The following is a 20,706-nucleotide window of genomic DNA, read 5'->3' as shown; positions in this document are numbered from 1 at the left end:
GAAACCAATTGCCTAAGCATAAGGGTATCGTAGTGCGGTCGGCACGGGTTCGCCGCACTGCGGCAAAGCGGCGCGTAGGGGGCTGCCGAGGCCGATTCCGCCCGCCGCGCGGGGCCTACTTCCGCACTACGCCCGCGGCGCTTACTATTTTTGGTTCTCGAACAAGGGAGAGACGCCCGATGAAGTCGTTCCGCGCCGTACTCGCGCAGGGATCGCTCGCGCTCGCCGTGGCCGCGCCGGCGGTCGTGCAAGCCGAACCGCATCCGTTCACCGTGCAAGACCTGGTCATGATGGACCGCGTCAGCGACCCCTCGCTGTCCCCCGACGGGCGCCAGATCGCGTTCCAGCTGCGCGAAACCGACTACGAGGCGAACAAAGGGCGCAGCAGCATCTGGACCGTACCGTCCGGCGGCGGCGCGCCCAAACGCCTGACCGAAACCGGCCTGGGTGCGGCGGGTCCGCGCTGGTCGGCCGACGGTGCCGGCGTCTATTTTCTGGCCGGCAAGGACGGCGTCAGCCAGCTCTGGCAGGTCGATGCGAAGGGCGGAGCGCCGCGTCAGATCACCTGGTTGCCGCTCGATGTGAACAATTTCAAACTCGCGCCCGATGGCAAGCACGTGCTGCTGTCGGTCGACGTATTCGCCGACTGCGACACGCTCGCCTGCACCAAGCAGCGCCTTGACGCGCGCAAGGCCGACAAGGCCAGCGGCACCGTCTACGACAAACTGTTCGTGCGCCACTGGGACACCTGGGCCGACGGCCGCCGCTCGCAGCTGTTCATCGCCGACGTCGGCGGCGACGGCCGCGTGCAGGGCGAGCCGCGCCTGTTGAGCCGCGGCATCGACGGCGACGTGCCGTCCAAGCCGTTCGGCGACGACGGCGAGTACGGGTTCTCGCCCGACGGCGCCAGCGTCTATTTCAATGCGCGTATCGCCGGCACGACCGAGCCCTGGTCGACCAACTTCGACATCTACGCGGTGCCGGCCGACGGTTCTTCCGAGCCGCGCAATCTGACCGCCGACAACCCGGCCTGGGACGGCTATCCGCTGGCCTCGGCGAACGGCAAGACGCTGTACTACCTCGCCATGAAGCGGCCCGGCTTCGAGGCCGATCGTTTCGGCATCTGGGCGATCGATCTGGCCACCGGCGCGAAGAAGGAAGTCGCACCGAGCTGGGACCGCTCGGCCTCGACGCTGAAGGAATCCGCCGACGGCAAGACGCTGTACACGACCACCGACGACAAAGGCGAGCATCCGCTGTTCGCGATCGACGCGGCCAGCGGCAAGGTCACGCGCATCGTCGACGGCGGTGGCGTGGTCGGCTTCGACGTCGGCAAGAAGGGACTCGCCGTCGCGCGCCAGGACTTCCGCCACCCGACCGATCTGTACAGCGCCGATCTGCGCGGCAAAGGCCTCAAGCAGGTCACGCGCTTCAACGCCGAACGACTCAAGAACATCCGCTTCGGCGATCCGCAGTTCTTCACCTTCCAAGGTGCGAACGGCGATTCGGTGCAAGGCTACGTGGTCAAGCCGGCCAACTACCGCGCCGGCAAGAAGTACCCGGTCGCCTTCATCATCCACGGCGGTCCGCAAGGCGCGATGACCAGCGACTTCCATTACCGCTGGAATCCGCAGACCTACGCCGGCCAAGGCTTCGCCGTGGTCGCGATCAATTTCCACGGCTCCACCGGCTACGGCCAGAAGTTCACCGACGCGATTTCCGGCGACTGGGGCGGCGCGCCGCTGGAAGATCTCAAGCTCGGCTGGGCCGCGGCGCTGGAGAACTTCCGCTTCCTCGACGGCGACCGCGCCTGCGCACTCGGCGCTTCCTACGGCGGCTTCATGGCGTATTGGATCGCCGGCGTGTGGAACCAGCCGTGGAAGTGCATCGTCGCGCACGACGGCGTGTTCGACGCGCGCATGATGAGCTACTCGACCGAAGAACTCTGGTTCGACGAATGGGAGCACGCCGGCAAGACCCAATTCGAAGACCCGGCCGGCTACGAGAAATTCAACCCGGTCAACCACGTCAAGGACTGGCGCGTGCCGATCCTGGTGGTGCACGGCGAGCAGGATTTCCGCATCCCGCTCGAGCAGGGCATCGCCGCGTTCACGGCAGCGCAGCGGCGCGGCGTTCCGAGCCAGTTCCTGCATTTCCCCGACGAGAACCACTGGGTGCTCAAGCCGCACAACAGCGTGCTCTGGCACGACACCGTCAACGCTTGGCTGAAGCAGTGGACGGCGGCGGAGGACAAGAAGAAGTAACGACGCCGGCCGTGCGCGAACCCCCTCCAGACGAGCGGGGTTCGCGCAAGACGGCGGCGCCATCGAGCGGGCTTCGTCGCAATTGGGCGGCAACGATGCAAAGCGTTTCAACGCAGATCAAGACGCGATACGCGGCGGCCTGGTGCCTGGCCGTCGCTTCGATGGCGCTGCCGGCAGTGGCCGCCGCGGTCGATTTTCCGCTCAGCGGCACGCTCTCGGTCGGCGGCGACAGCGCCGCGCTGCCGAGCGGCGGCGTCTTCGCGGGATCGGGCTACGACAGCACGAGCGGAGCGATCGCGCCCGGCACGCTGACCTTTCCGCAGACCACCACCAGCTTCGATTCGCCGTTCGGTCCGGTCACGGTGACCTATCAGCTCGGCCAGACCGATCAATCCAGCGGCACGGTCGCTGCCGACGGCGTCGCCGCGCTGACGCCGGCGGCATTGCGGCTGCAGGTGATCTCGGCCTCAAGCGTGCTCGGCCCGATCAATGTCGGCACCTGCGTGTTCGCGCCGATCGCGATCGAACTCGCCGGAACCGCGTCGGCGGCCGGACTCGATCTGTCCGACCCGAGTTTTGCGATTCCGCCGGTCGGCACGAACGACTGCGGCGGTTTCGGCGGCCAGATCAACGACGCCATCGCCGGCGACGGCAATGCGATCGTGCTGCACCTGGCCGGCGATTTCACCCCGCCGGCCGACACCGACACGATCTTCGCCGACGGCTTCGACACTCCGTAAATGTCGGTGACCGGCCGTGTCGGCCGGCGGCGGCTCGGCTAGGATGGCCGGTCGGAGCGGCGTGACGGGGAAGGTATGAGCAAAGCGAGCAGCCTGCTGCGCCGGCGCGGCGGGCAGGAAGACGGCAAGGTCACGATGGTCGAGCTGTTCTTCGACCTCGTGTTCGTATTCGCGGTGACGCAGCTGTCGCACCGTTTGCTCGCGCACCTCGATCCGCGCGGCGCGCTCGAAACCGCCTTGCTCTTGTTCGGCGTCTGGTGGGTGTGGGTCTACACCTCTTGGGTCACCAACTGGCTCGATCCGGAACGCACCTCGGTGCGCCTGTGCCTGTTCGCGCTGATGCTGGCGGGGCTGGTGCTGTCGGCCTCGATCCCGCAGGCCTTCGGCGAACGCACCTTCGCCTTCATCGGCGCCTACGTCGGGATGCAGGTCGGCCGCACCTTGTTTTTCCTGTGGGCGGTGCGCCACGAAGCGACGGCGCGGCGACGCAATTTCCAGCGCATCCTGGTCTGGCTGAGCACGTCGGGCATGTTGTGGATCGCCGGCGCGTTCCTCGACGGCAACGCGCAGTTTCTGTGCTGGGCGGCGGCGCTCCTGATCGAAATCGCAGGGCCGGCGATGTACTTCCGCGTGCCCGGGCTCGGCCGTTCGACCACGGCGGATTGGGACGTTCACGGCGGCCACATGGCCGAACGCTGCGGACTGTTCGTGATCATCGCGCTGGGCGAGTCGCTGCTGGTCACCGGCGCGACCTTCGCGGAGCAGGCCTGGAACCCGCTGACGGTCGCCGCCTTCGTGGTCAATTTCCTCGGCAGCATCGCGATGTGGCTGGTCTACTTCAACGCCGGCGCGGGGCGCGCCGCGCATCGCATCGAACATTCCGACGATCCGGGCCGCATCGCGCGTGTGGCCTACACCTACCTGCACGTCCTGATCGTCGGCGGAATCATCGTCTGCGCGGTCGCCGACGAGATCGTGCTAGTGCATCCCGGTCACGCCGACGGCGCCGGTATCGCGGTGATGCTCGGCGGCCCGGCCCTGTATCTGCTCGGCAATGCGCTGTTCAAATGGGTCACCAACGACCGACCGACGCCGCCGCTGTCGCACCTGGCCGGTCTGGCCTTGCTGCTCGCGCTGCTGCCGCCGGCGCTGCTGCACCTGTTCTCGGCGCTGGCGCTCGGCGCCGCGACCACGCTGGTGCTGATGCTGGTCGCAGCCTGGGAAACGCTGGCCCTGCGCCGTCCCGCGGCGCCGCGGCGGCATTGAAGACACGCCGGGCACGTTGCAGGCGGCGGCGGGTCCGTGTACAGATAAGAACGCAATCGATCAGGAGGCAGTCGGCAGCATGAGTCCCAGCAAGGTCCGCGACGGTGCAGAGCGCGGCTGGATCGTTCCGATCGGCGGTGCCGAGGAAAAGCACCAGGACGCGCGCATTCTCGAACGTTTCGTCGACTTGTGCGGCGGCGCCGATGCCGACATCGTGGTGATTCCGACCGCGAGCCAGCTGGTCGACACCGGCGAGCGTTACGAGAAGATTTTCGCCGAACTCGGCGCGGGCCGAGTCAGCGCGCTCGATTTCGACACGCGCCGCGACACGCTCGAAGCGAACCGCTGGGAGCGCATCGAGCAGGCCAGCGGCATCTTCTTCACCGGCGGCAACCAGCTGCGCATCTCGACCATGCTCGGCGGCACGCCGATCGCGCAGCTGATCCGCGCGCGCAACGCGCAAGGCGTGCACGTCGGCGGCACCAGCGCCGGCGCCGGCATCCTGAGCGAACACATGATCGCGTTCGGCAAGGAGGGCGGCTCGCCGACTGCGGCCAGCGTGCGCCTCGCGCCGGGCCTGGGCCTGACCAATCGTTTCGTGATCGACCAGCATTTCCGCCAGCGCGACCGTCTCGGCCGTCTGCTCGCGGCGCTGGCCTACAACCCGTTCGCGGTCGGCATCGGCCTCGACGAGGACACCGCCGCGTTCATCCGCCCGGACAACACGCTCGAAGTCGAAGGCAGCGGTGCGGTCACCGTGGTCGACGCCGGCGAATTGCAGTTTTCTTCGATGGACCAGGCCAGCGAGGACGAGCCGGTGTGTCTGCTCGGGCTCAAAGTGCACGTGCTCATCGCCGGTGCCACCTTCAACCTGCAGACGCGGCGCGCTTCGGCCGGATCGCTCGGCGTGTCCAAGCGGGATCACTGAGACGGCGCCGCGCCGCGCAGAGAGAGAATCGACGATGGAGTGCTTCAAGCATGCTTCGACCGCCGCCGCCGGCATCTGCAAGAACTGCGGACGCGGGCTTTGTCGCGCGTGTGCCGGCGATCTTCCGTTCGGCATCGTGTGCAGCGACGTCTGTGCCACCGAGCTGACCGAACTGCGCGAGATCAACCGGCGCGCCAAGCGTATCTACGGCATCGGCCGGGACGCGAAGACGCGCCTGCCGTTGGCGTCGGTGATGTGGGGTTTGTTCGCCGTGCTGTTCGGCGGCTTCGGCACGTTCGAGTACTTCCGAACCGGACGCGTCGAGTGGTTTCTCGTGCTGTTCGCGTTGGCTTGCGTCGTGCTGTGCGTGGCGACGTACCGGCGTATGAAGGAACTGCAGCTCAACTGTTGAGAGGACGTTGCGGCCGGCTCTCTGGCGGAGCCGATCGTTCCCCTCTCCCGCTGGCGGGAGAGGGTTGGGGTGAGGGGAATCGAAGTGGAGCGTGCCGCTCCGGGTTTCTCTCATCCGGCCCTTCGGGCCACCTTCCCCGCAGGCGGGAGAAGGATTGACGCGTTGTCCTGAAAGAGGGAGTCCGCAATGCGCATACTCGATCGTTCCGTCTTCGTCGGCCCCTCGCTGTACGCCCACTTCCCGGTGATCCGGCTCGAACTTGATTTGGGCGAACTCGAGCAATGGCCGACGGCCAAGCTCGGTGCCAGCTTCATCGACGGTTTGATCGCCGCCTTGCCCGGACTGTCCGAACACGGCTGCTCCTATCGCGAACCGGGCGGCTTCATCCGCCGCATGCGCGAAGGCGAGGGCACCTGGCTCGGCCACGTGCTCGAACACGTCGCGATCGAATTGCAGAACGTCGCCGGCGAAGACGTCACCTTCGGCAAGACGCGCAGCGTCGGTGAAGCGCGCCCGGGCGTGTACACGGTGGTGTACGAATACGCGCAGCGCGAAGAAGGCATCGCCGCCGGCGAGCTCGCACTGCGTCTTTTGAACTCGCTGCTGCCGCAAGAGTTGCGTTCGCGCGGCAGCGTGCCCGAGGACTGGGACTGGCCGACCGCGCGCGACGAGTTCATCCGCTACGCGCAGCGCCGCGCGCTGGGTCCGTCCACCGCGTCCTTGGTGCGCGCGGCCGAGCAGCGCGGCATTCCGTGGCTGCGCATGAACGAGCAGTCGCTGGTCCAGCTCGGACACGGCAAATACCAGCAGCGCATCCAGGCCACGGTGACCGGGCGTACGCCGCACATCGCAGTCGAACTCGCCAGCGATAAGGAGGAAACCAACAAGATCCTCGCCTCGCTCGGCCTGCCCGTACCCAAACAAGAACTGGTGCAGAGCGAAGACGCTGCAATCCGCGCCGCGCGCCGGCTCGGCTTTCCGGTGGTGACCAAGCCCTACAACGGCAACCACGGCCGCGGCATCTCGATCCGCCTGATGAACGACGAGGAAGTCCGCGCCGGCTTCGTCGCTGCGCGCGAGCATTCGCGCTCGGTCATCGTCGAGAACTTCCTCGAAGGCGACGATCATCGCCTCCTGGTGGTCAACGGCGAACTGGTCGCCGCGACCAAGCGCACGCCCGGCCACGTCGTCGGCGACGGCGCGCGCACGATCGCCGAGCTGATCGAGATCGTGAATCAAGACCCGCGCCGCGGCGTCGGTCACGAGAAAGTACTGACTCGGCTCGAACTCGACCGCGAGGCGGGCCTGATGATGGAGCGCGTCGGCTACAGCGCGAGCTCGGTGCCGAAAGCCGACGAGATCGTCTACCTGCGTTCGACCGCGAACCTCTCCACCGGCGGCACCGCCACCGACGTCACCGACATCATCCATCCGGACAACCGCGACATGGCGGTGCGCGCGATCCGCGCGATCGGACTCGACGTCGGCGGCGTCGATTTCCTTTCGCCCAACATCGCCGAGAGCTACAAGTCGATCGGCGGCGGCATCTGCGAGGTGAATGCCGCGCCCGGTTTCCGCATGCACGTGAGCCCGAGCGAAGGCACGCCGCGCGACGTCGCCGGCCCGGTCGTGGACATGCTGTTCACCCCCGGTGCGCCCACGCGCGTACCGATCGCGGCGATCACCGGCACCAACGGTAAGACCACCACGGCGCGCATGCTCGCCCACATCACCAAGATGGCCGGCTACACGCCGGGCCTGACCACCACCGACGGCGTCTACATCGACGGCCAGCGCACGGTCGAAGGCGACATGACCGGCCCGGTTTCCGCGCGCATGGTGCTGGCCGATCCGCACATCGACATCGCCGTGCTCGAAACCGCGCGCGGCGGCCTCTTGCGCGCCGGCATGGGCGTGCGCGAGGTCAACGTCGGCGCGGTGTTGAACATCCAATCCGACCATCTCGGCATGAAGGGCATCGACACGCTCGACCAGCTGGCCGAGGTCAAACGGATCGTCATCGAAATCGCGCAGGATTGCGCCGTGCTCAACGCCGACGATCCGAACGTGCTGAAGATGTCCGGCTACACCGACGCCAAGGTCATCTGCTACGTGACCATGAACCCCTCGCACGCGCTGGTGCGCGAGCACGTGCGCGCCGGCGGCCGCGCCTGTGCGCTCGAAGCCGGCGTCAACGGTTCGATGATCACGCTGTACGACAAGGGCAGCCACATTCCGCTGTTGTGGACGCATCTGATCCCGGCCACGCTCGAAGGCCGCGCCTTGCACAACGTGCAGAACGCGATGTTCGCCGCGGCGGTCGCGTTCGCGCTCGGCATCAAGCTCGACGCGATCCGCCAAGGCCTGCGCACGTTCGACACCACCTTCTTCCAAGCGCCCGGCCGCATGAACGTGTTCAACGAACATCCGTTCAAGGTGCTGTTCGACTACGGCCACAACGCGCACGCGGTCGGCGTGATGGCCGATCTGGCGCAGCGGCTCGACGTCGCCGGCCGCCGCATCGTGGTGTTGGCCGGTCCCGGCGATCGCCGCGACGAAGACCTGGTTTCGATCGCTGAAGCGGTGGCCAACCGCTTCGATCACTACGTCTGCCGCCGCGACGACTCGCTGCGCGGTCGCGACGGCGACGAGGTGCCGCGCATCATGGCGAAGGCGCTGCTCGCCGCCGGTGTGAACAAGGATTCGATTTCGATCATTCCCGACGAGCAAGAGGCGATCGACGCCGCCTTGCGCATGGGCCGCCCCGGCGATCTGCTCTTGGTGTTCGCCGACGCCTTGGTGCGCTCGTGGAAGCAGATCATCAAGTTCCGCCCCGAAGGCGCGCCGGAAACACCGGCCGCGCCGTTGCCGCCGAGCGTGCCGGCGGTGGCCGAGCCGGTGTTCGACGAAGCCAGCTTCGCCGCACTCGGCGGTGTGGTGCGCGACGAGCGTGGCATCCATCTGTCGCGGGAGGGCGAAGACTGAGCGCTGCCTCCGCCTCGCTGCCGTTCGACGATTCGCGCCGCCTCACCGGTTACAACCTGTACTTCGCCGACGTCGGCGCGGTACTGGAGACCGTCGGCCGCGCGAGCGGCGCCGGCGTGCTCGCCGACTGGGAAGCGCGCGTGCGCCGCGTGCGCACGGCACTCGGCTGGCCGGACGCGGCCTTGCTCGCGCGCCTGCACCCGAGCGGCGCCTCGCTCGCGTTCGCAGCGCCGCTCGATCAGCTGCTGACGGCGACCGAAGTCAACGAATGGGCGCTGTCGTCGGCGCTCACGCAAGGAAGCGACGACGCGATATCGGACGACGGATTCGCACGCTTCCATGCGCCCGGCCATCCGGCCGCCTGGGACGAACCCTCCGCGCTGCGCACGCTGCGCGCCTTCGCCGCGGCCGAGCGCGATCCGGCCTTGGTCGAACTGGTAGGTGCTGCCCAAGCGCGCGGATTGACCGTGCTGATCGACGACGACGCCGTCTCGCTCGGCGTCGGCCGCGGTTCGCGCAGCTGGTCGCCGGGCGCGCTGCCGGCGCCGGCCGAGATCGACTGGAACGCGCTGCAGGATGCGCCGATCGCGTTGGTGACCGGCTCCAACGGCAAGACCACCACCACGCGCCTGCTCGCGGCGGCGCTGCGCGCGCACGGGCGCCACGTCGGCTACACCTGCACCGACGGCGTCTTCGTCGACGGTGCCGCGCTCGCAGCCGGCGATTACTCCGGTCCGGCTGGCGCGCGCGTCGCGCTGCGCGCCGGAAATGTCGACGCGGCCGTGCTCGAAACCGCGCGCGGCGGTCTGTTGCGGCGCGGCCTCGCCGTGCAGCATGCCGACGTCGCCGTGGTGACCAACATCAGCGACGACCACTTCGGCGAATACGGCGTGCACGATCTCGACGACCTCGCCGCGGTCAAGCTCAGCGTCGCGCACGCGCTAGGTCGCGACGGTGTGCTCGTATTGAACGCCGACGATGCACTGCTCGCGCGCGCCGGTGCGCGCATGCAGCGTCGACTCGCCTGGTTCGCGCTCGATCTGGCACAGGCGCGTGCGCAGGCCGGCGCCAGCTGCTGCTGCGGCCTGCGCGACGGCCGCCTGATCCTCGACGCCGGCGGCAGCGAATACGACCTCGGTGCCGTCGCGGCGATGCCGCTGAGCTTCGGCGGCGCGGCGCGCTACAACATCGCCAATCTCGCCGCTGCTGCGCTCGCCGCGCATGCGCTTGGGGTCGCACCGTCGACCTTGCTCAAGCTGTTCGCACGCTTCGGCGCAGCACGCGAAGACAATCCGGGGCGCCTGCAGCACTGGGCCGTCGGCGGCATCGAGGTGTTCGTCGACTACGCGCACAATCCGGATGGCTTGCGCGCGCTGCTCGAACTCGCCACGCGCCCGCGCCGCGGCCGGCTCGGCCTCGTGCTCGGTCAGGCCGGCAATCGCGAGGACGCCGAGATTCGCGAACTCGCCGCGGTCGCGGCGCAGTTCTCGCCCGAGCGCGTCATCCTCAAGGACATCGAAGGCATGCTGCGCGGCAGGGAAGTCGGCGCCGTCCCCGCGCTGCTGCGCACCGAGCTGGTGCGAGGCGGCCTTGCGCCGGAGCGCATCGTTGAATGCCTCGATGAATTCGGTGCGATGCTTGCCCTATTGGACTGGGCACGCGCTGGCGACGTGCTCCTGCTGCTCGTGCACGGCGGCGCGACCAAGCCGCGCGTCGACGCCTTGCTGCAAAGCTTGCAGGCGATGCGGTGGCAGGCCGGCGCGCCGCTGCCTCTCGCGTCTTGAGAATAGGGTCGGTAAAAACTCCGTCGTGTTTCGCACGAGGGAAACCCGGGAGTCGGGATCATGCCTTCGCTATTGGATGAGTTCTTGCAGAGCGAGGTGCGGACGGCGGCCTGCCGCGATTTCTATCTCGGGCCCGCCCACAACGTTCGAGCCGGCCACCACAGCGAACTCGACGCGACCGGAAATGCCTTCACCGTCACTTTCTCGTCCGACGGTGCCCTTATCGAGCACCTTTGGAACGACGACGCCGCACCGCTGCAGCTGACGCTCGACGAATTCATCGCGGCGCTTTCCGCATGGCCGACGCGCGCTTGAGGACGTGCGTCAAGCGGCCGCAGGTTCGCCGCGCCGCGATCGTCGTCGAAGCCGCCTAGACGCGCCTCAACAACAACGCCCGCCGCCACCCTTGTAGCGCGCGAGCTGACGCTCGTTGAAGAATTCTCGATAGCTCGGAATCGCGCGTTCGGGATGGTGTGCGCGCAGGTGCGCGATGTAGACGTCGTAGTCGGGCACGCCGATCAGCTGGCGCGCGATGCGCACGCAGCCGCGCCAGAACCGTTGCAGCGGCCGCGCGTTCATCGTGCCGTTCCGGCCAGCGCGACGTAAGGCGTCTCTTGTGCGGTCGCCGTCGCGCTGCGGCGCGCGGCGAACGCGGCACGCAGGCCGAAGCCGATCACCGAGATCACCACCAGCATGAAGAGCAGGGCCAGTGTCGCGTCGACGTAGTCGTTGACGAGGATGCGATGCATGTCGTCGATCGATTTCGCCGGCGCCAGGACCTGACCTGCGTCGAGCGCGGCCGAGTACTTCTTCGCATGCGCGAGGAAGCTGACCTTGACGTCGTCGCTGAACACCTTCTGCCAGCCGGCGGTGAGCGTGCAGATCGCCAGCCACACGGTCGGCAGCAGCGGTATCCAGAGATACTTCTCGCGCTTCATCTTGATCAGGCAGACGCAGGCGAGGGTCAGCGCGATCGCGGCGAGCATCTGGTTGGCGATGCCGAACAGCGGCCACAGCGTGTTGATGCCGCCGAGCGGATCGACCACGCCCTGATAGAGGAAGTAGCCCCAGCAGGCGACGCACAGTCCGGTCGCGATCAGGTTCGCCGTCCACGACTCGGTCTTCTTCAGCGCAGGCACCGCGAGGCCGGCCAGCTCCTGGATCATGAAGCGGCCGACGCGCGTGCCGGCGTCGACCGTGGTCAGGATGAACAGCGCTTCGAACAGGATCGCGTAGTGGTACCAGAACGCCATCATGCCTTCGCCGGCGATGACCTGATGGATGATGTGCGCCATGCCGACCGCCAAGGTCGGCGCGCCGCCGGCACGCGACAGGATCGAGTTCTCGCCGATGTCCTTGGCGGTCTGCGCGAGCACGTCCGGCGTAATGACGAAACCCCAGGAACTGATCGCCTGCGCCGCCGATTCGACCGTGGTGCCGATCAGCGCGCCAGGCGAGTTCATCGCGAAGTAGATGCCCGGATCGAGTACGCAGGCGGCGATCAGCGCCATGATCGCGACGAACGCTTCCATCAGCATCGAGCCGTAGCCGACCAGGCGCGCTTCGCTTTCGTTGGCGAGCAGCTTGGGCGTGGTGCCGGAAGAGATCAGCGAATGCCAGCCCGACACCGCGCCGCAGGCGATGGTGATGAAGAGGAACGGGAACAGGTTGCCGGCGAACACCGGACCGGAGCCGTCGATGAACTTGGTCAGCGCCGGCATGCGCAGCTCGGGCGCGGCGATCAGGATGCCGAGCGCGAGCAGCACGATGGTGCCGATCTTGAGGAAGGTCGAGAGGTAATCGCGCGGCGCCAGCAGCAGCCACACCGGCAACACCGAGGCGACGAAGCCGTAACCGATCAGCATCCAGGCCAGTTGGCGGCCGTTGAAGTGGAACATCGCGGCCCAGGCGGGATCGTGCGCGACCACGCCGCCGAGCCAGATCGAGACGATCAAGAGCACCAGGCCGATGACCGAGACTTCCAGCACGCGGCCGGGGCGCAGGTAGCGCAGGTACACGCCCATGAACACCGCGATCGGCATCGTCATCGCGACGGTGAAGGTGCCCCACGGACTTTCCGCCAGCGCCTTCACCACCACCAGGGCGAGCACGGCCAGGATGATGAACATGATCATCAGGATGCCGATCATCGCGATCACGCCGGCGGTCGGTCCGAGTTCGGCGCGCACCATTTCGCCGAGCGAGCGGCCGTCGCGGCGCACCGACAGGAACAGGATCATGAAGTCCTGCACCGCGCCGGCGAGGATCACGCCGAACAGGATCCACAAGGTGCCGGGCAGATACCCCATCTGTGCTGCCAGCACCGGACCGACCAGGGGGCCGGCGCCGGCGATCGCGGCGAAGTGGTGGCCGAACACGACCCATTTGTCGGTCGGCACGTAGTCGAGGCCGTCGTTGCGCCGCACCGCCGGCGTCGCGCGCGTGCCGTCGAGCACGAGCGCCTTGTCGGCGATGTAGCGGCTGTAGAAGCGGTAGCCGATGAAGAAGATCGAGGTCGCCGCAGCGACCAGCCAGATCGCATTGATCGTCTCGCCGCGATGCAGCGCGATCGTGCCGAGACAGAACGCGCCGATCAAGGCGACGACGGTCCAGCCGAGTTTCCCAGCTATCGAATTCATGCGACCCCCGAATGCCAGCACCGGGTGCGAGCCTGTGCCGTCGCCGGGGACGGGTCAAGACGCGCCGCATTAGCCTTTCGTCGAATACCCCGGTCGCGTGCGCGGGACTACAGCCACTTCGCGCGTCGCAGCACCCAATACAGCACGCTGCAGATGCCGATGGTGCCGGCGATCATCGCCTGGTATCCCCAGGGTTTGTCGAGCTCGGGCATGTGATGGAAGTTCATGCCGTACCAGCTCGCGATCAGGGTCGGCGCGGCGAGCAGGGCGGCCCAGCCGGCCAGGCGCTTGACCACTTCGTTCTGCGCCACGCCGACCAGGGCGAGGTTGACGCTGATCGCCGCGGTCAGCATCTCGCGCATGGTGTCGGTCGACTCGTTGATGCGCGCGGCGTGGTCGTAGACGTCGCGGAAGTACGGCCGCACCTCGTCGCGAATCACGCCGGGGTACTGACGCACGAGCTGGTTGAGGATGTCCTGGATCGGTGCGATCGCCAGGCGCAGGATCACCAGCTCTTTCTTCAATTCGTACAAGCGCCGGATCGTCTCGCGCTTGAAGGTGTCTTGGAAGACTTCCTCTTCCAGCTCCTGCAGCTCCTCGCGGAACTCGCGCACGATCGGGAAGAAGTTGTCGACGATGAAGTCGAGTACGGCGTAGACGCAGTAGCCCGGCCCCAACGCCATCAACTCCGGCGCCTGTTCGCAGCCGCGCCGCGCGGTCGCATAGCTGAGCGAGGCGCCGTGACGCACCGTCACGATGTAGCGTTTGCCGAGGAACAGGTGGGTTTCGCCAAACGCGATCTTGCCGTTCACGGTCTGCGCCGTGTGCGCGACGATGAACAGCGAATCGCCGTAGACCTCGATCTTGGCGCGCTGATGCGCGGTGTGCGCGTCCTCGACCGCGAGTTCGTGCAGGCCGAATTCCTCCTGCAGCTTTTCCAACAGCTCCTCGGTCGGTTCGCGCAGTCCGACCCAGACCCATTCGTCCGGCGTTTCGAGGACGTCGCTGATCTCGTCGATGGTGATGTCGCGCAGTTTGCGCCCGTCGGCCGAGTAGGCGACGCAGTTGACGACCATCGGATCCTTGCAGGTCGGATCGGTCGGCAGATTAGTCGGATGGAAGCCCATGCGCCGATGATGCCGCTCGGACATGACAACGGCAATCCACGCGGGGACTGCCATACGTCCGGCCGGTGCTCAGGCCTCCTCGAAACCGTCGCGGAAGATGGGGCCGCGCCACTCGAACGCGCCGATGTCGGCGGCGGGGCCTTCCACGCGCTGGAAGCCGCCGCCGCGCTGGTCGGTTCCGAGCGCCGCGTCGTTGTGGCCGGCGTCGATCGCACAGGAGCCGGTCGGCAGCGCATGCGTCGGCGTGCGTCGGATTTTTACAAAAGATTGCGTAGAGGGATTTGCGCGCCCGTGTAGCGGCCTTTTCGTCACGCCGCCGGTGGCTCAACCACCGTCGAAACCGTCGGCGAAGATGAGGTCGCGGAACTCGAACGCGCCGATGTCCGCAGCGCCGCCGATCACGCGCGGATAGCCCGCGCCGCGCTGGTCGTAGGGCAGGGCCGCCTCGTTGTTGCCGGCATCGATTGCGCAGGAGTCGCCGGCCAAGGCTTGCGTGGCGGTGGGGCCGCCGTTGAAGGCCAGTAGCTGCAGGTGCGGATCGCAGTGCAGCGTGTCCGCGGGCAGGGTGACGGCGGCATCGGCGCTGCCGACCAGGCTGTGCGATCCGAGCGCGACGATCGGCGCAGATGAAACGAGATCGACGCCGCTGTTGCCGAACACCACGCTGCTGCGCAAGGCGATCTTGCCCTGACCCATCGAGCCGACCTGGATGCCGCTGGAACTGCGTGGCGAGTCGATGTTCGAACGGTTGGTGGCGACCGTGCTGCTGACCAGGCTCAGCACGGACTCGTCGGCGGTCGAATCGGCGCCCATGGCGACAATGCCGGCGCCACTCGCGGTACGCGCGTAGTTGCCCGAAACCGTGCTGTTGAGCAGCGCGACCTTGCGCATGCTCCAGATGCCGGCGCCACTGCCGTTGGGCTCGAAGGTCTGGTTGCCGAACACCGCGCTGCCGCTCAGGCGCACGTCGTTGAAACTCCAGATACCGCCGCCGGAGCCATTCATCGCCGAGGTCCAATTGCCCCAGACGCCGCTGTCGATCAGCTCGACGCTGGAAAACGCGTTGATGCCGCCACCCGTGCCGCCGCTTATGCGGTTGTCGCGGACCTGGCTGCGGGTCAAGGTGGCGCCGCCCATCGCGTTGATGCCGCCGCCGCTGCCGGATGTGCCGGAGATCGAGTTGGCGGCGACTTCGCTGTCGACCAGGGTGAGATGGCCGAACAGGCTGATGCCGCCACCGTCCGCATCGACGGTCGAATTGGACTGCACCACGCTGCGCGTCAAGCTGATGTTGCCGAAGCTGTAGAGGCCGCCGCCTTCGCCGACGCTGGAGGCGTTGCCGATCACCGCGCTGTCGACCAGGGTCAGGTCGGCACGCGCATTGATGCCGCCGCCGGCGCCGGATGAGCCGCCGTCGCTGCTGGTCACGCTGCCGCCGCGGATCGTGATTCGGTTCAAGCTCAGCTGAGCGGAAAGACTGCTCGCATCGATCACGCGGAAGGCAGTTTGCGTCGAGGGGCGGCGGATCGTCACGTTGCGGTTTTCACCATCGAGCGTCAGCACGCTTTCGATGCGCAGCGAGCCGCCGCCGGCGGCGAGCAGATCGACCGCATTGATCGCAGCCGCGAAGCGGATCACGTCGGCGCCGGCGCCTGCCGCGCAGCCTTGCGTGGCAGCGTCGAGATTGGCGGCGCGTACGGCGTCGCGCAGTGAGCAGGCGCCGGGTGTCGAGACATCGCCGGCGATGTCGACGGTGATCGTCGCCGCGGCGAGCGGCGCGGCGAACGCGAGGCTGCACAGGGCAAGCAAGGCTGGCGCGCAAAAAATCGACGAGCGCAGCGATGGAGTCGGATGTTGCGCACATCCGTGCGAAAGAATCATCGGCATGCGCGGGACGCTAACACGGGCGCGGGCACGAAGGCCCGTGCGGAGTCGATCATCGCGATCGTTTACGCGCTGCGGCGACGCGCGGCAACGCGAGCGCAAGAGCGAGATGCACGGGCAGGAGCAGCACGATCCAATGCAAGTTCTCCTGCGCGAACCAAGGCAGGATCTTGGAGAACAGCGCGAACGCGGCGCCGAGCACGATCAGCCAAGCGACCAAGCGCGCCCAGGGCCGTGCGAGCCGGCCGCGCAATGCTGCGATCCACGCCGGCAACAGCAGCAGGCACAGCGGATTGAGCAGGAACAGGTTCTCGTTGCGCCAGGCGGCGAGATGCTCGCTGCCGAACCAGAGGAAGAGCAGCACGAGGCCGCCGATGCCGCAGACGAGTTCGAACAGGATCGCGAAACCGCCCAGCGTGATGCGCGCAATTGCATGGCGGCGGCCGGCCAGCCAGTACAGCGCCAGGCCGAGCGCGAGTCCGCCGAACAGGAACGGCCAACGCAGATCGGGCGGCAGCGCCGGCGGCATTTCGATCTCGCCGCGCGCGAGAACCTGCTCGCCGACGACCAGCGGCCGTGCGCTGCCGTCGGAGCCGGTGATGCGCATCTCGCCGATCACGTGGCGCAGCGTTTCGGGTACGAAGCTTTCCTGCCAATAGTCCAGGCGCTGGTCCGCGAACGGGCCGAGGCCGAGATCGATCAGCAGCATCAGCGCAGGCTCCGGCGCCATCAGGCGCAGCGCGTCGAGGCGATAGGTGTAACCGCGCGAGCGGCCCTCGCTCTGCGCATGCAGCGCGCCGCCGAGCGCGCGGTCGAGCGCATCGCGCACACGGGTGGAGCAGTTGGCGGTGAAGTATTCGTAGCGGTACAGCGCGTTTTCCGGCCGCGCGTTCCACTCGAGATAGGTGGCCAGCGCCTGCGCCTGTTCGGGCGAGAAATCGAGCCGCTGCTCGACGATCTCGCGCCGCTCGGCGCGGTACATGGCGAGATCGTCGGCGAGATCGTCGGCGGCGATGCGATAGCGCATGCGTCCACGCGCGAAGTTGGCGAGGAAGTCGCCCTCGTCGAAATCGAAGATGCCGTAGTTGTAAGCGACCGCATCGCCGCCGATTTCGTCGCGCACGACGATCGCGTTGTGGCCGAAGCGCTCGAAGAAGATCGGGCCGGGGCCTATCGTCAGCAAGCTGATGTGGAGCGGGGATTGGGGATTGGGGATTGGGGATTGGGTAGAAGCAGGGTCGGTTTGAGTCTGGGCGTTAGCGCCGCTGGCCAGCGCGAGAAAGCAAAAAAGCAACAGGCAGGCGCTGACGATCCGCGCGCGAAAGCCCCGCTTTCCCGAATCCCGAATCCCCAATCCCCAATCCCCGCCCTCAAGCCTCATGCACACGCACCGAAAATTGCAGCACGCGGCGCGCGTCGGCCTTGGTCACCTGGAAATGGAAGCCGGCGAATACCGCTTCTTCGCCGACCTCGGGCAGGTGGCCGACTTCCGAGGTGACCATGCCGCCGATGGTGTCGAACTCTTCGTCGCTGAAGTCGCTGCCGAAGCGTTCGTTGAATTCGGCGATCGGCGTCAGCGCGTTGACCAGGAACTCGCCGTTCGCGCCGGACTGGATCAGGGTCTGTTCGTCGTCGTCGTCGTCGTGCTCGTCGTCGATGTCGCCGACGATCTGTTCGAGCACGTCCTCGATCGTGACCAGGCCGGCGACGCCGCCGTACTCGTCGACCACGACCGCCATGTGGCTGCGCGAGAGGCGGAACTCCTTCAACAGGATGTTCAGCCGCTTGGATTCGGGAATCATCGTGACCGGGCGCAGCAGCGGACGGATGTCCTGCGTGCTGCCCTGCATGCAGCGCAGCAGATCTTTGGCGAGCAGGATGCCGACGATTTCGTCTTTGTCGCCGGCGTGTACCGGGAAGCGCGAATGGCCCGACTCGATGACGATGTCGAGAATCTGCGGCAGCGGCGCGTCGATCGGCAGCGACACCATTTGCGCGCGCGGCACCATGACGTCGGCCACGTTGAGTTCGGCGACCTCGAACGCGCCTTCGACCATCGACAAGGTGTCGTTCGACAGCAGGCCGTTGGTCTGCGCGTGGCGCAGCTCCTCGATTAATTCTTCGCGGCTCTGCGGTTCTCCCGAGAGCGCTTGGGTGATGCGCTCGAACCACGATCGTGGCGGGGGACTACTGGGAGGGTCCTCGCTCATTTCCACTGCATACAGGCCCAGCCGGGCGGGGCCGCAGTGTAGCAAATGCGCGTTGCAGGCAAATTCGACGGCGGCACGGGCCTCAGGCGTAGGGATCGGCGATGCCGAGCGAGGCGAGCACGGCGCGTTCCAGCGCCTCCATGCGCTCGGCGTCGGCATCGGTTTCGTGGTCGTAGCCGAGCAGATGCAAGACGCCGTGGATGGTCAGGTGCGCGTAGTGGTCGCGTGCGTTCTTGCCTTGCTCGCGCGCTTCGCGCGCGACCACCGGCGCGCAGATGACGAGGTCGCCGAGCAGGCCGGAGTGCTCGCCGGGCGCGGCCTCGTAGGGAAAGCTGAGCACGTTGGTGGCGTAGTCGCGGCCGCGGAACTCGCGGTTGTAACGCCGGCCGGCGGCCTGGCCGACGATCAGGATGTTCAGCTCGGTCCAATGATGCGGGCGGCGCAGCTCGGGGATCGCAGTCAGCCAGCGCTCGAAGCTCGGCAGCAGCGGCACGCCTTTGCGGCCGGCTTCGTTCTTCAGCCACATCGAGAATTTGAGCGGCAGCTCGGCGGCACGCTTGGGCTTCGCCGCGGAGGTCGTCTGCTTGCGCGCGCTCATCGCTGCGGGCTCAGCGCTCGAAGTCGTCGGCGAATACGGCGGCTTCGCAGCTGGCCGCAGCGTCGCCGGTCGGGTGGAAGCTGACTTCGTCCGCGCCCGATTCCGGCACGGCGATCTCGCCGCTGCGGCGGTTGTAATCGATGTCGGCCGGATTGGACAAACCGTCGGCGACGACCTGCGCCGGGGAATCCAACGCGAACGGCGGATCGAAGCGGCGCAGGCAGCCGCCGCTGCCGCAGGACCACGGTGCGACCACGATCGCGCCGTGGCAATCGAGCGCGATGCCGTCGATGCTGCCGAGCGAGGTCTGGATCAGCGTTTGCGGCGCCGGAGTTTCTGCGTCGAGATCGATTTCGAGGACTTTCGCGTTGCTGCCCCAGGTCGCCACCAGCAGACGATTGCCGCTGCGTTCGTAGACCAGGCCGTTCGGCGTCTGCGTCGTTGGCGTCAGCACGCTTTGCGTCGGCGCTGCCAGATCGCTCACGTCGACGCGGTAGATCTTCTTGCCGCTGAAGTCGCTGATGTAGAGCGTATGCGCGCCGTCGGAGGCGATGCCGTTGAGAAACGACGCGCCGGTGATGGCGAGATCGAGCACTTCTTCAGCGCTGTCGACGTCGTAGCCTTTCAGATGCCCCGAGTCGAGCGCGTACAGCACGCCGCCGAGCAGCTCGATGCCGTAGGGCGAACTCGGCGCGTCGGTGAACAGGGTCAAGCTGCCGTCCGGTGCGCGCTGCTGGATGCCGCCGGCGGTGTTGCTGATGAAGTAGCGGCCGCTGCGCGGATGGAATTCGATGCTCTCGGGGCCGTTCAGGCTCTGCGCGGAAGCGCCGGCCGTCACGCCCGCGAGCATGGTGGCAACGGCAACGGTACGAACGATCATCGCGTCTGCTCCTGTTCGCGCGCCTCGTAGGCGTGCACGATGCGCTGCACCAGCGGATGGCGAACGACGTCCTTGGCGGTGAAGAACGTGAAGCTGACACCGTCGACCTCGCGCAGCACGTCGATTGCATCGCGCAAGCCGGACTTCACGTGCTTGGGCAGGTCGGTCTGGCTGATGTCGCCGGTGACCACCGCGACCGAGCCGAAGCCGATGCGGGTCAGGAACATCTTCATCTGCTCGACGGTGGTGTTCTGCGCCTCGTCGAGGATGACGAAGGCATCGTTCAAGGTGCGTCCGCGCATGTAGGCGAGCGGGGCGATCTCGATCACGTTGCGCTCGATCAGCTTCATCACGCGTTCGATGCCGAGCATTTCGTACAAGGCGTCGTACAGCGGGCGCAGGTACGGATCGACCTTCTGCGTCAGATCGCCGGGCAGAAAGCCGAGTTTCTCGCCGGCCTCGACCGCGGGGCGCACGAGGATCAGGCGCTGCACGCGATTGTCGTTCAGCGCATCGACCGCCATCGCGACGGCGAGATAAGTTTTGCCGGTACCGGCCGGGCCGACGCCGAAGTTGATGTCGTGCGTGGCGATCGCGTGCAGATAGCGCGTCTGGTTCGCGCCGCGTCCGCGCACGGTGCCGCGCTTGGTCTTGACGGCGACGTCTTGTGCGCCTTCGGCGGCGCGCGCCTGCGCCGCGTCGACGTCCGACTCGGACAGATGCAGATTGATCTGCGCGCCGGTCAGCGTCTCCTCCGCGGTCGCCGCGTACAGCTCGTGCAAGATGCGTTCGCCGAGCTTGACCGCCTGCTCGTTGCCGCTCAGGCGGAACACGTTGCCGCGATTGGCGATCTCGAGGCCGAGGCGCAATTCGATTTGACGCAGATGCTCGTCGAACGGGCCGGCCAGATTGGCCAGGCGCTCGCCGTCGGCGGGTTCGAGAGTGAAGTCGTGCTGGATGAGATTGGGCATAGGCGCGCGAGCGTAGCG

At 67.2% G+C, this 20,706-nt stretch carries 18 protein-coding genes; 8 read left to right on the top strand and 10 right to left on the bottom strand.

The window, feature by feature from the left end; genetic code table 11:
- Positions 1-179 precede the first annotated feature (179 nt).
- The 8 genes from AC3QL3_RS16245 to AC3QL3_RS16210 all read left to right on the top strand — a co-directional run bounded on the left by AC3QL3_RS16245 (position 180) and on the right by AC3QL3_RS16210 (position 10,694).
- Positions 180-2,264, top strand: a complete 2,085-nt coding sequence (locus AC3QL3_RS16245) for a S9 family peptidase (RefSeq protein WP_492895123.1) — start codon at positions 180-182, stop codon at positions 2,262-2,264.
- 95 nt (positions 2,265-2,359) lie between these two features.
- Positions 2,360-3,004, top strand: coding sequence for a hypothetical protein (locus tag AC3QL3_RS16240; RefSeq protein ID WP_492895122.1), 645 nt, complete (start codon positions 2,360-2,362; stop codon positions 3,002-3,004).
- A 75-nt stretch (positions 3,005-3,079) separates the two neighbouring features.
- Positions 3,080-4,270 carry a low temperature requirement protein A gene (locus AC3QL3_RS16235; RefSeq protein WP_492895121.1) on the top strand — a complete coding sequence of 397 codons (1,191 nt, stop codon included), beginning with the start codon at positions 3,080-3,082 and terminating at the stop codon, positions 4,268-4,270.
- A gap of 79 nt (positions 4,271-4,349) precedes the next feature.
- Complete coding sequence (locus tag AC3QL3_RS16230; RefSeq protein WP_492895120.1) at positions 4,350-5,198, top strand: cyanophycinase; 849 nt, start codon at positions 4,350-4,352, stop codon at positions 5,196-5,198.
- A gap of 34 nt (positions 5,199-5,232) precedes the next feature.
- Positions 5,233-5,610, top strand: a complete 378-nt coding sequence (locus AC3QL3_RS16225; protein WP_492895119.1) for a hypothetical protein — start codon at positions 5,233-5,235, stop codon at positions 5,608-5,610.
- A 186-nt stretch (positions 5,611-5,796) separates the two neighbouring features.
- Complete coding sequence (cphA, locus tag AC3QL3_RS16220) at positions 5,797-8,595, top strand: cyanophycin synthetase (protein ID WP_492895118.1); 2,799 nt, start codon at positions 5,797-5,799, stop codon at positions 8,593-8,595.
- A gap of 116 nt (positions 8,596-8,711) precedes the next feature.
- Positions 8,712-10,379 carry a Mur ligase family protein gene (locus tag AC3QL3_RS16215; protein ID WP_492895117.1) on the top strand — a complete coding sequence of 556 codons (1,668 nt, stop codon included), beginning with the start codon at positions 8,712-8,714 and terminating at the stop codon, positions 10,377-10,379.
- An 84-nt stretch (positions 10,380-10,463) separates the two neighbouring features.
- The gene (locus AC3QL3_RS16210) at positions 10,464-10,694 is read left to right on the top strand and encodes a hypothetical protein (RefSeq protein WP_492895116.1); all 231 of its coding nucleotides are present in this window, start codon (positions 10,464-10,466) and stop codon (positions 10,692-10,694) included.
- A gap of 66 nt (positions 10,695-10,760) precedes the next feature.
- Here AC3QL3_RS16210 and AC3QL3_RS16205 read toward each other — a convergent pair whose 3' ends face one another.
- From AC3QL3_RS16205 to AC3QL3_RS16160, 10 genes are all read right to left on the bottom strand, one after another.
- Positions 10,761-10,958, bottom strand: a complete 198-nt coding sequence (locus AC3QL3_RS16205; RefSeq protein ID WP_492895115.1) for a YbdD/YjiX family protein — start codon at positions 10,956-10,958, stop codon at positions 10,761-10,763.
- On the bottom strand, positions 10,955-13,018 hold the full coding sequence (locus AC3QL3_RS16200) for a carbon starvation CstA family protein (RefSeq protein WP_492895114.1): 2,064 nt from the start codon (positions 13,016-13,018) through the stop codon (positions 10,955-10,957). Before AC3QL3_RS16200 ends, AC3QL3_RS16205 begins: the two co-directional genes overlap by 4 nt.
- A gap of 107 nt (positions 13,019-13,125) precedes the next feature.
- Positions 13,126-14,169, bottom strand: coding sequence for a magnesium/cobalt transporter CorA (corA, locus tag AC3QL3_RS16195; RefSeq protein ID WP_492895113.1), 1,044 nt, complete (start codon positions 14,167-14,169; stop codon positions 13,126-13,128).
- Between the two features lie 45 nt (positions 14,170-14,214).
- Entirely contained in the window at positions 14,215-14,457 is a 243-nt protein-coding gene (locus AC3QL3_RS16190; protein WP_492895112.1) for a choice-of-anchor Q domain-containing protein, read from the bottom strand.
- Between the two features lie 12 nt (positions 14,458-14,469).
- Complete coding sequence (locus AC3QL3_RS16185; RefSeq protein ID WP_492895111.1) at positions 14,470-15,954, bottom strand: choice-of-anchor Q domain-containing protein; 1,485 nt, start codon at positions 15,952-15,954, stop codon at positions 14,470-14,472.
- A gap of 127 nt (positions 15,955-16,081) precedes the next feature.
- Positions 16,082-17,212: a lipoprotein N-acyltransferase Lnb domain-containing protein gene (locus AC3QL3_RS16180; protein ID WP_492895110.1), complete on the bottom strand. Its 1,131-nt coding sequence runs from the start codon at positions 17,210-17,212 to the stop codon at positions 16,082-16,084.
- A gap of 187 nt (positions 17,213-17,399) precedes the next feature.
- Positions 17,400-18,239 (bottom strand): CorC family transporter, encoded by an 840-nt coding sequence (locus AC3QL3_RS16175; RefSeq protein WP_492895109.1) that lies wholly within the window; start codon positions 18,237-18,239, stop codon positions 17,400-17,402.
- Positions 18,240-18,321: 82 nt separating this feature from the next.
- Positions 18,322-18,837, bottom strand: a complete 516-nt coding sequence (gene ybeY / locus AC3QL3_RS16170; protein WP_492895108.1) for an rRNA maturation RNase YbeY — start codon at positions 18,835-18,837, stop codon at positions 18,322-18,324.
- Positions 18,838-18,847: 10 nt separating this feature from the next.
- Entirely contained in the window at positions 18,848-19,717 is an 870-nt protein-coding gene (locus AC3QL3_RS16165) for an SMP-30/gluconolactonase/LRE family protein (RefSeq protein ID WP_492895107.1), read from the bottom strand.
- Positions 19,714-20,688: a PhoH family protein gene (locus AC3QL3_RS16160; RefSeq protein ID WP_492895106.1), complete on the bottom strand. Its 975-nt coding sequence runs from the start codon at positions 20,686-20,688 to the stop codon at positions 19,714-19,716. Before AC3QL3_RS16160 ends, AC3QL3_RS16165 begins: the two co-directional genes overlap by 4 nt.
- Positions 20,689-20,706: the final 18 nt, after the last annotated feature.

This window comes from Dokdonella sp. GW821-FHT11D02 (genome assembly GCF_058808595.1).
Note: the sequence above shows the minus strand (reverse complement) of the source record. Positions and strands in the feature narration are given on the sequence as shown.

Excerpts from the sequence above, each read along its gene's own strand:
- AC3QL3_RS16245 (WP_492895123.1), top strand. The coding sequence starts at position 180 with ATGAAGTCGTTCCGCGCCGTACTCGCGCAGGGATCGCTCGCGCTCGCC.
- AC3QL3_RS16240 (WP_492895122.1), top strand. The coding sequence starts at position 2,360 with ATGCAAAGCGTTTCAACGCAGATCAAGACGCGATACGCGGCGGCCTGG.
- AC3QL3_RS16235 (WP_492895121.1), top strand. The coding sequence starts at position 3,080 with ATGAGCAAAGCGAGCAGCCTGCTGCGCCGGCGCGGCGGGCAGGAAGAC.
- AC3QL3_RS16230 (WP_492895120.1), top strand. The coding sequence starts at position 4,350 with ATGAGTCCCAGCAAGGTCCGCGACGGTGCAGAGCGCGGCTGGATCGTT.
- AC3QL3_RS16225 (WP_492895119.1), top strand. The coding sequence starts at position 5,233 with ATGGAGTGCTTCAAGCATGCTTCGACCGCCGCCGCCGGCATCTGCAAG.
- cphA (WP_492895118.1), top strand. The coding sequence starts at position 5,797 with ATGCGCATACTCGATCGTTCCGTCTTCGTCGGCCCCTCGCTGTACGCC.
- AC3QL3_RS16205 (WP_492895115.1), bottom strand. The coding sequence starts at position 10,958 with ATGAACGCGCGGCCGCTGCAACGGTTCTGGCGCGGCTGCGTGCGCATC.
- AC3QL3_RS16200 (WP_492895114.1), bottom strand. The coding sequence starts at position 13,018 with ATGAATTCGATAGCTGGGAAACTCGGCTGGACCGTCGTCGCCTTGATC.
- corA (WP_492895113.1), bottom strand. The coding sequence starts at position 14,169 with ATGTCCGAGCGGCATCATCGGCGCATGGGCTTCCATCCGACTAATCTG.
- AC3QL3_RS16175 (WP_492895109.1), bottom strand. The coding sequence starts at position 18,239 with ATGAGCGAGGACCCTCCCAGTAGTCCCCCGCCACGATCGTGGTTCGAG.
- ybeY (WP_492895108.1), bottom strand. The coding sequence starts at position 18,837 with ATGAGCGCGCGCAAGCAGACGACCTCCGCGGCGAAGCCCAAGCGTGCC.
- AC3QL3_RS16165 (WP_492895107.1), bottom strand. The coding sequence starts at position 19,717 with ATGATCGTTCGTACCGTTGCCGTTGCCACCATGCTCGCGGGCGTGACG.
- AC3QL3_RS16160 (WP_492895106.1), bottom strand. The coding sequence starts at position 20,688 with ATGCCCAATCTCATCCAGCACGACTTCACTCTCGAACCCGCCGACGGC.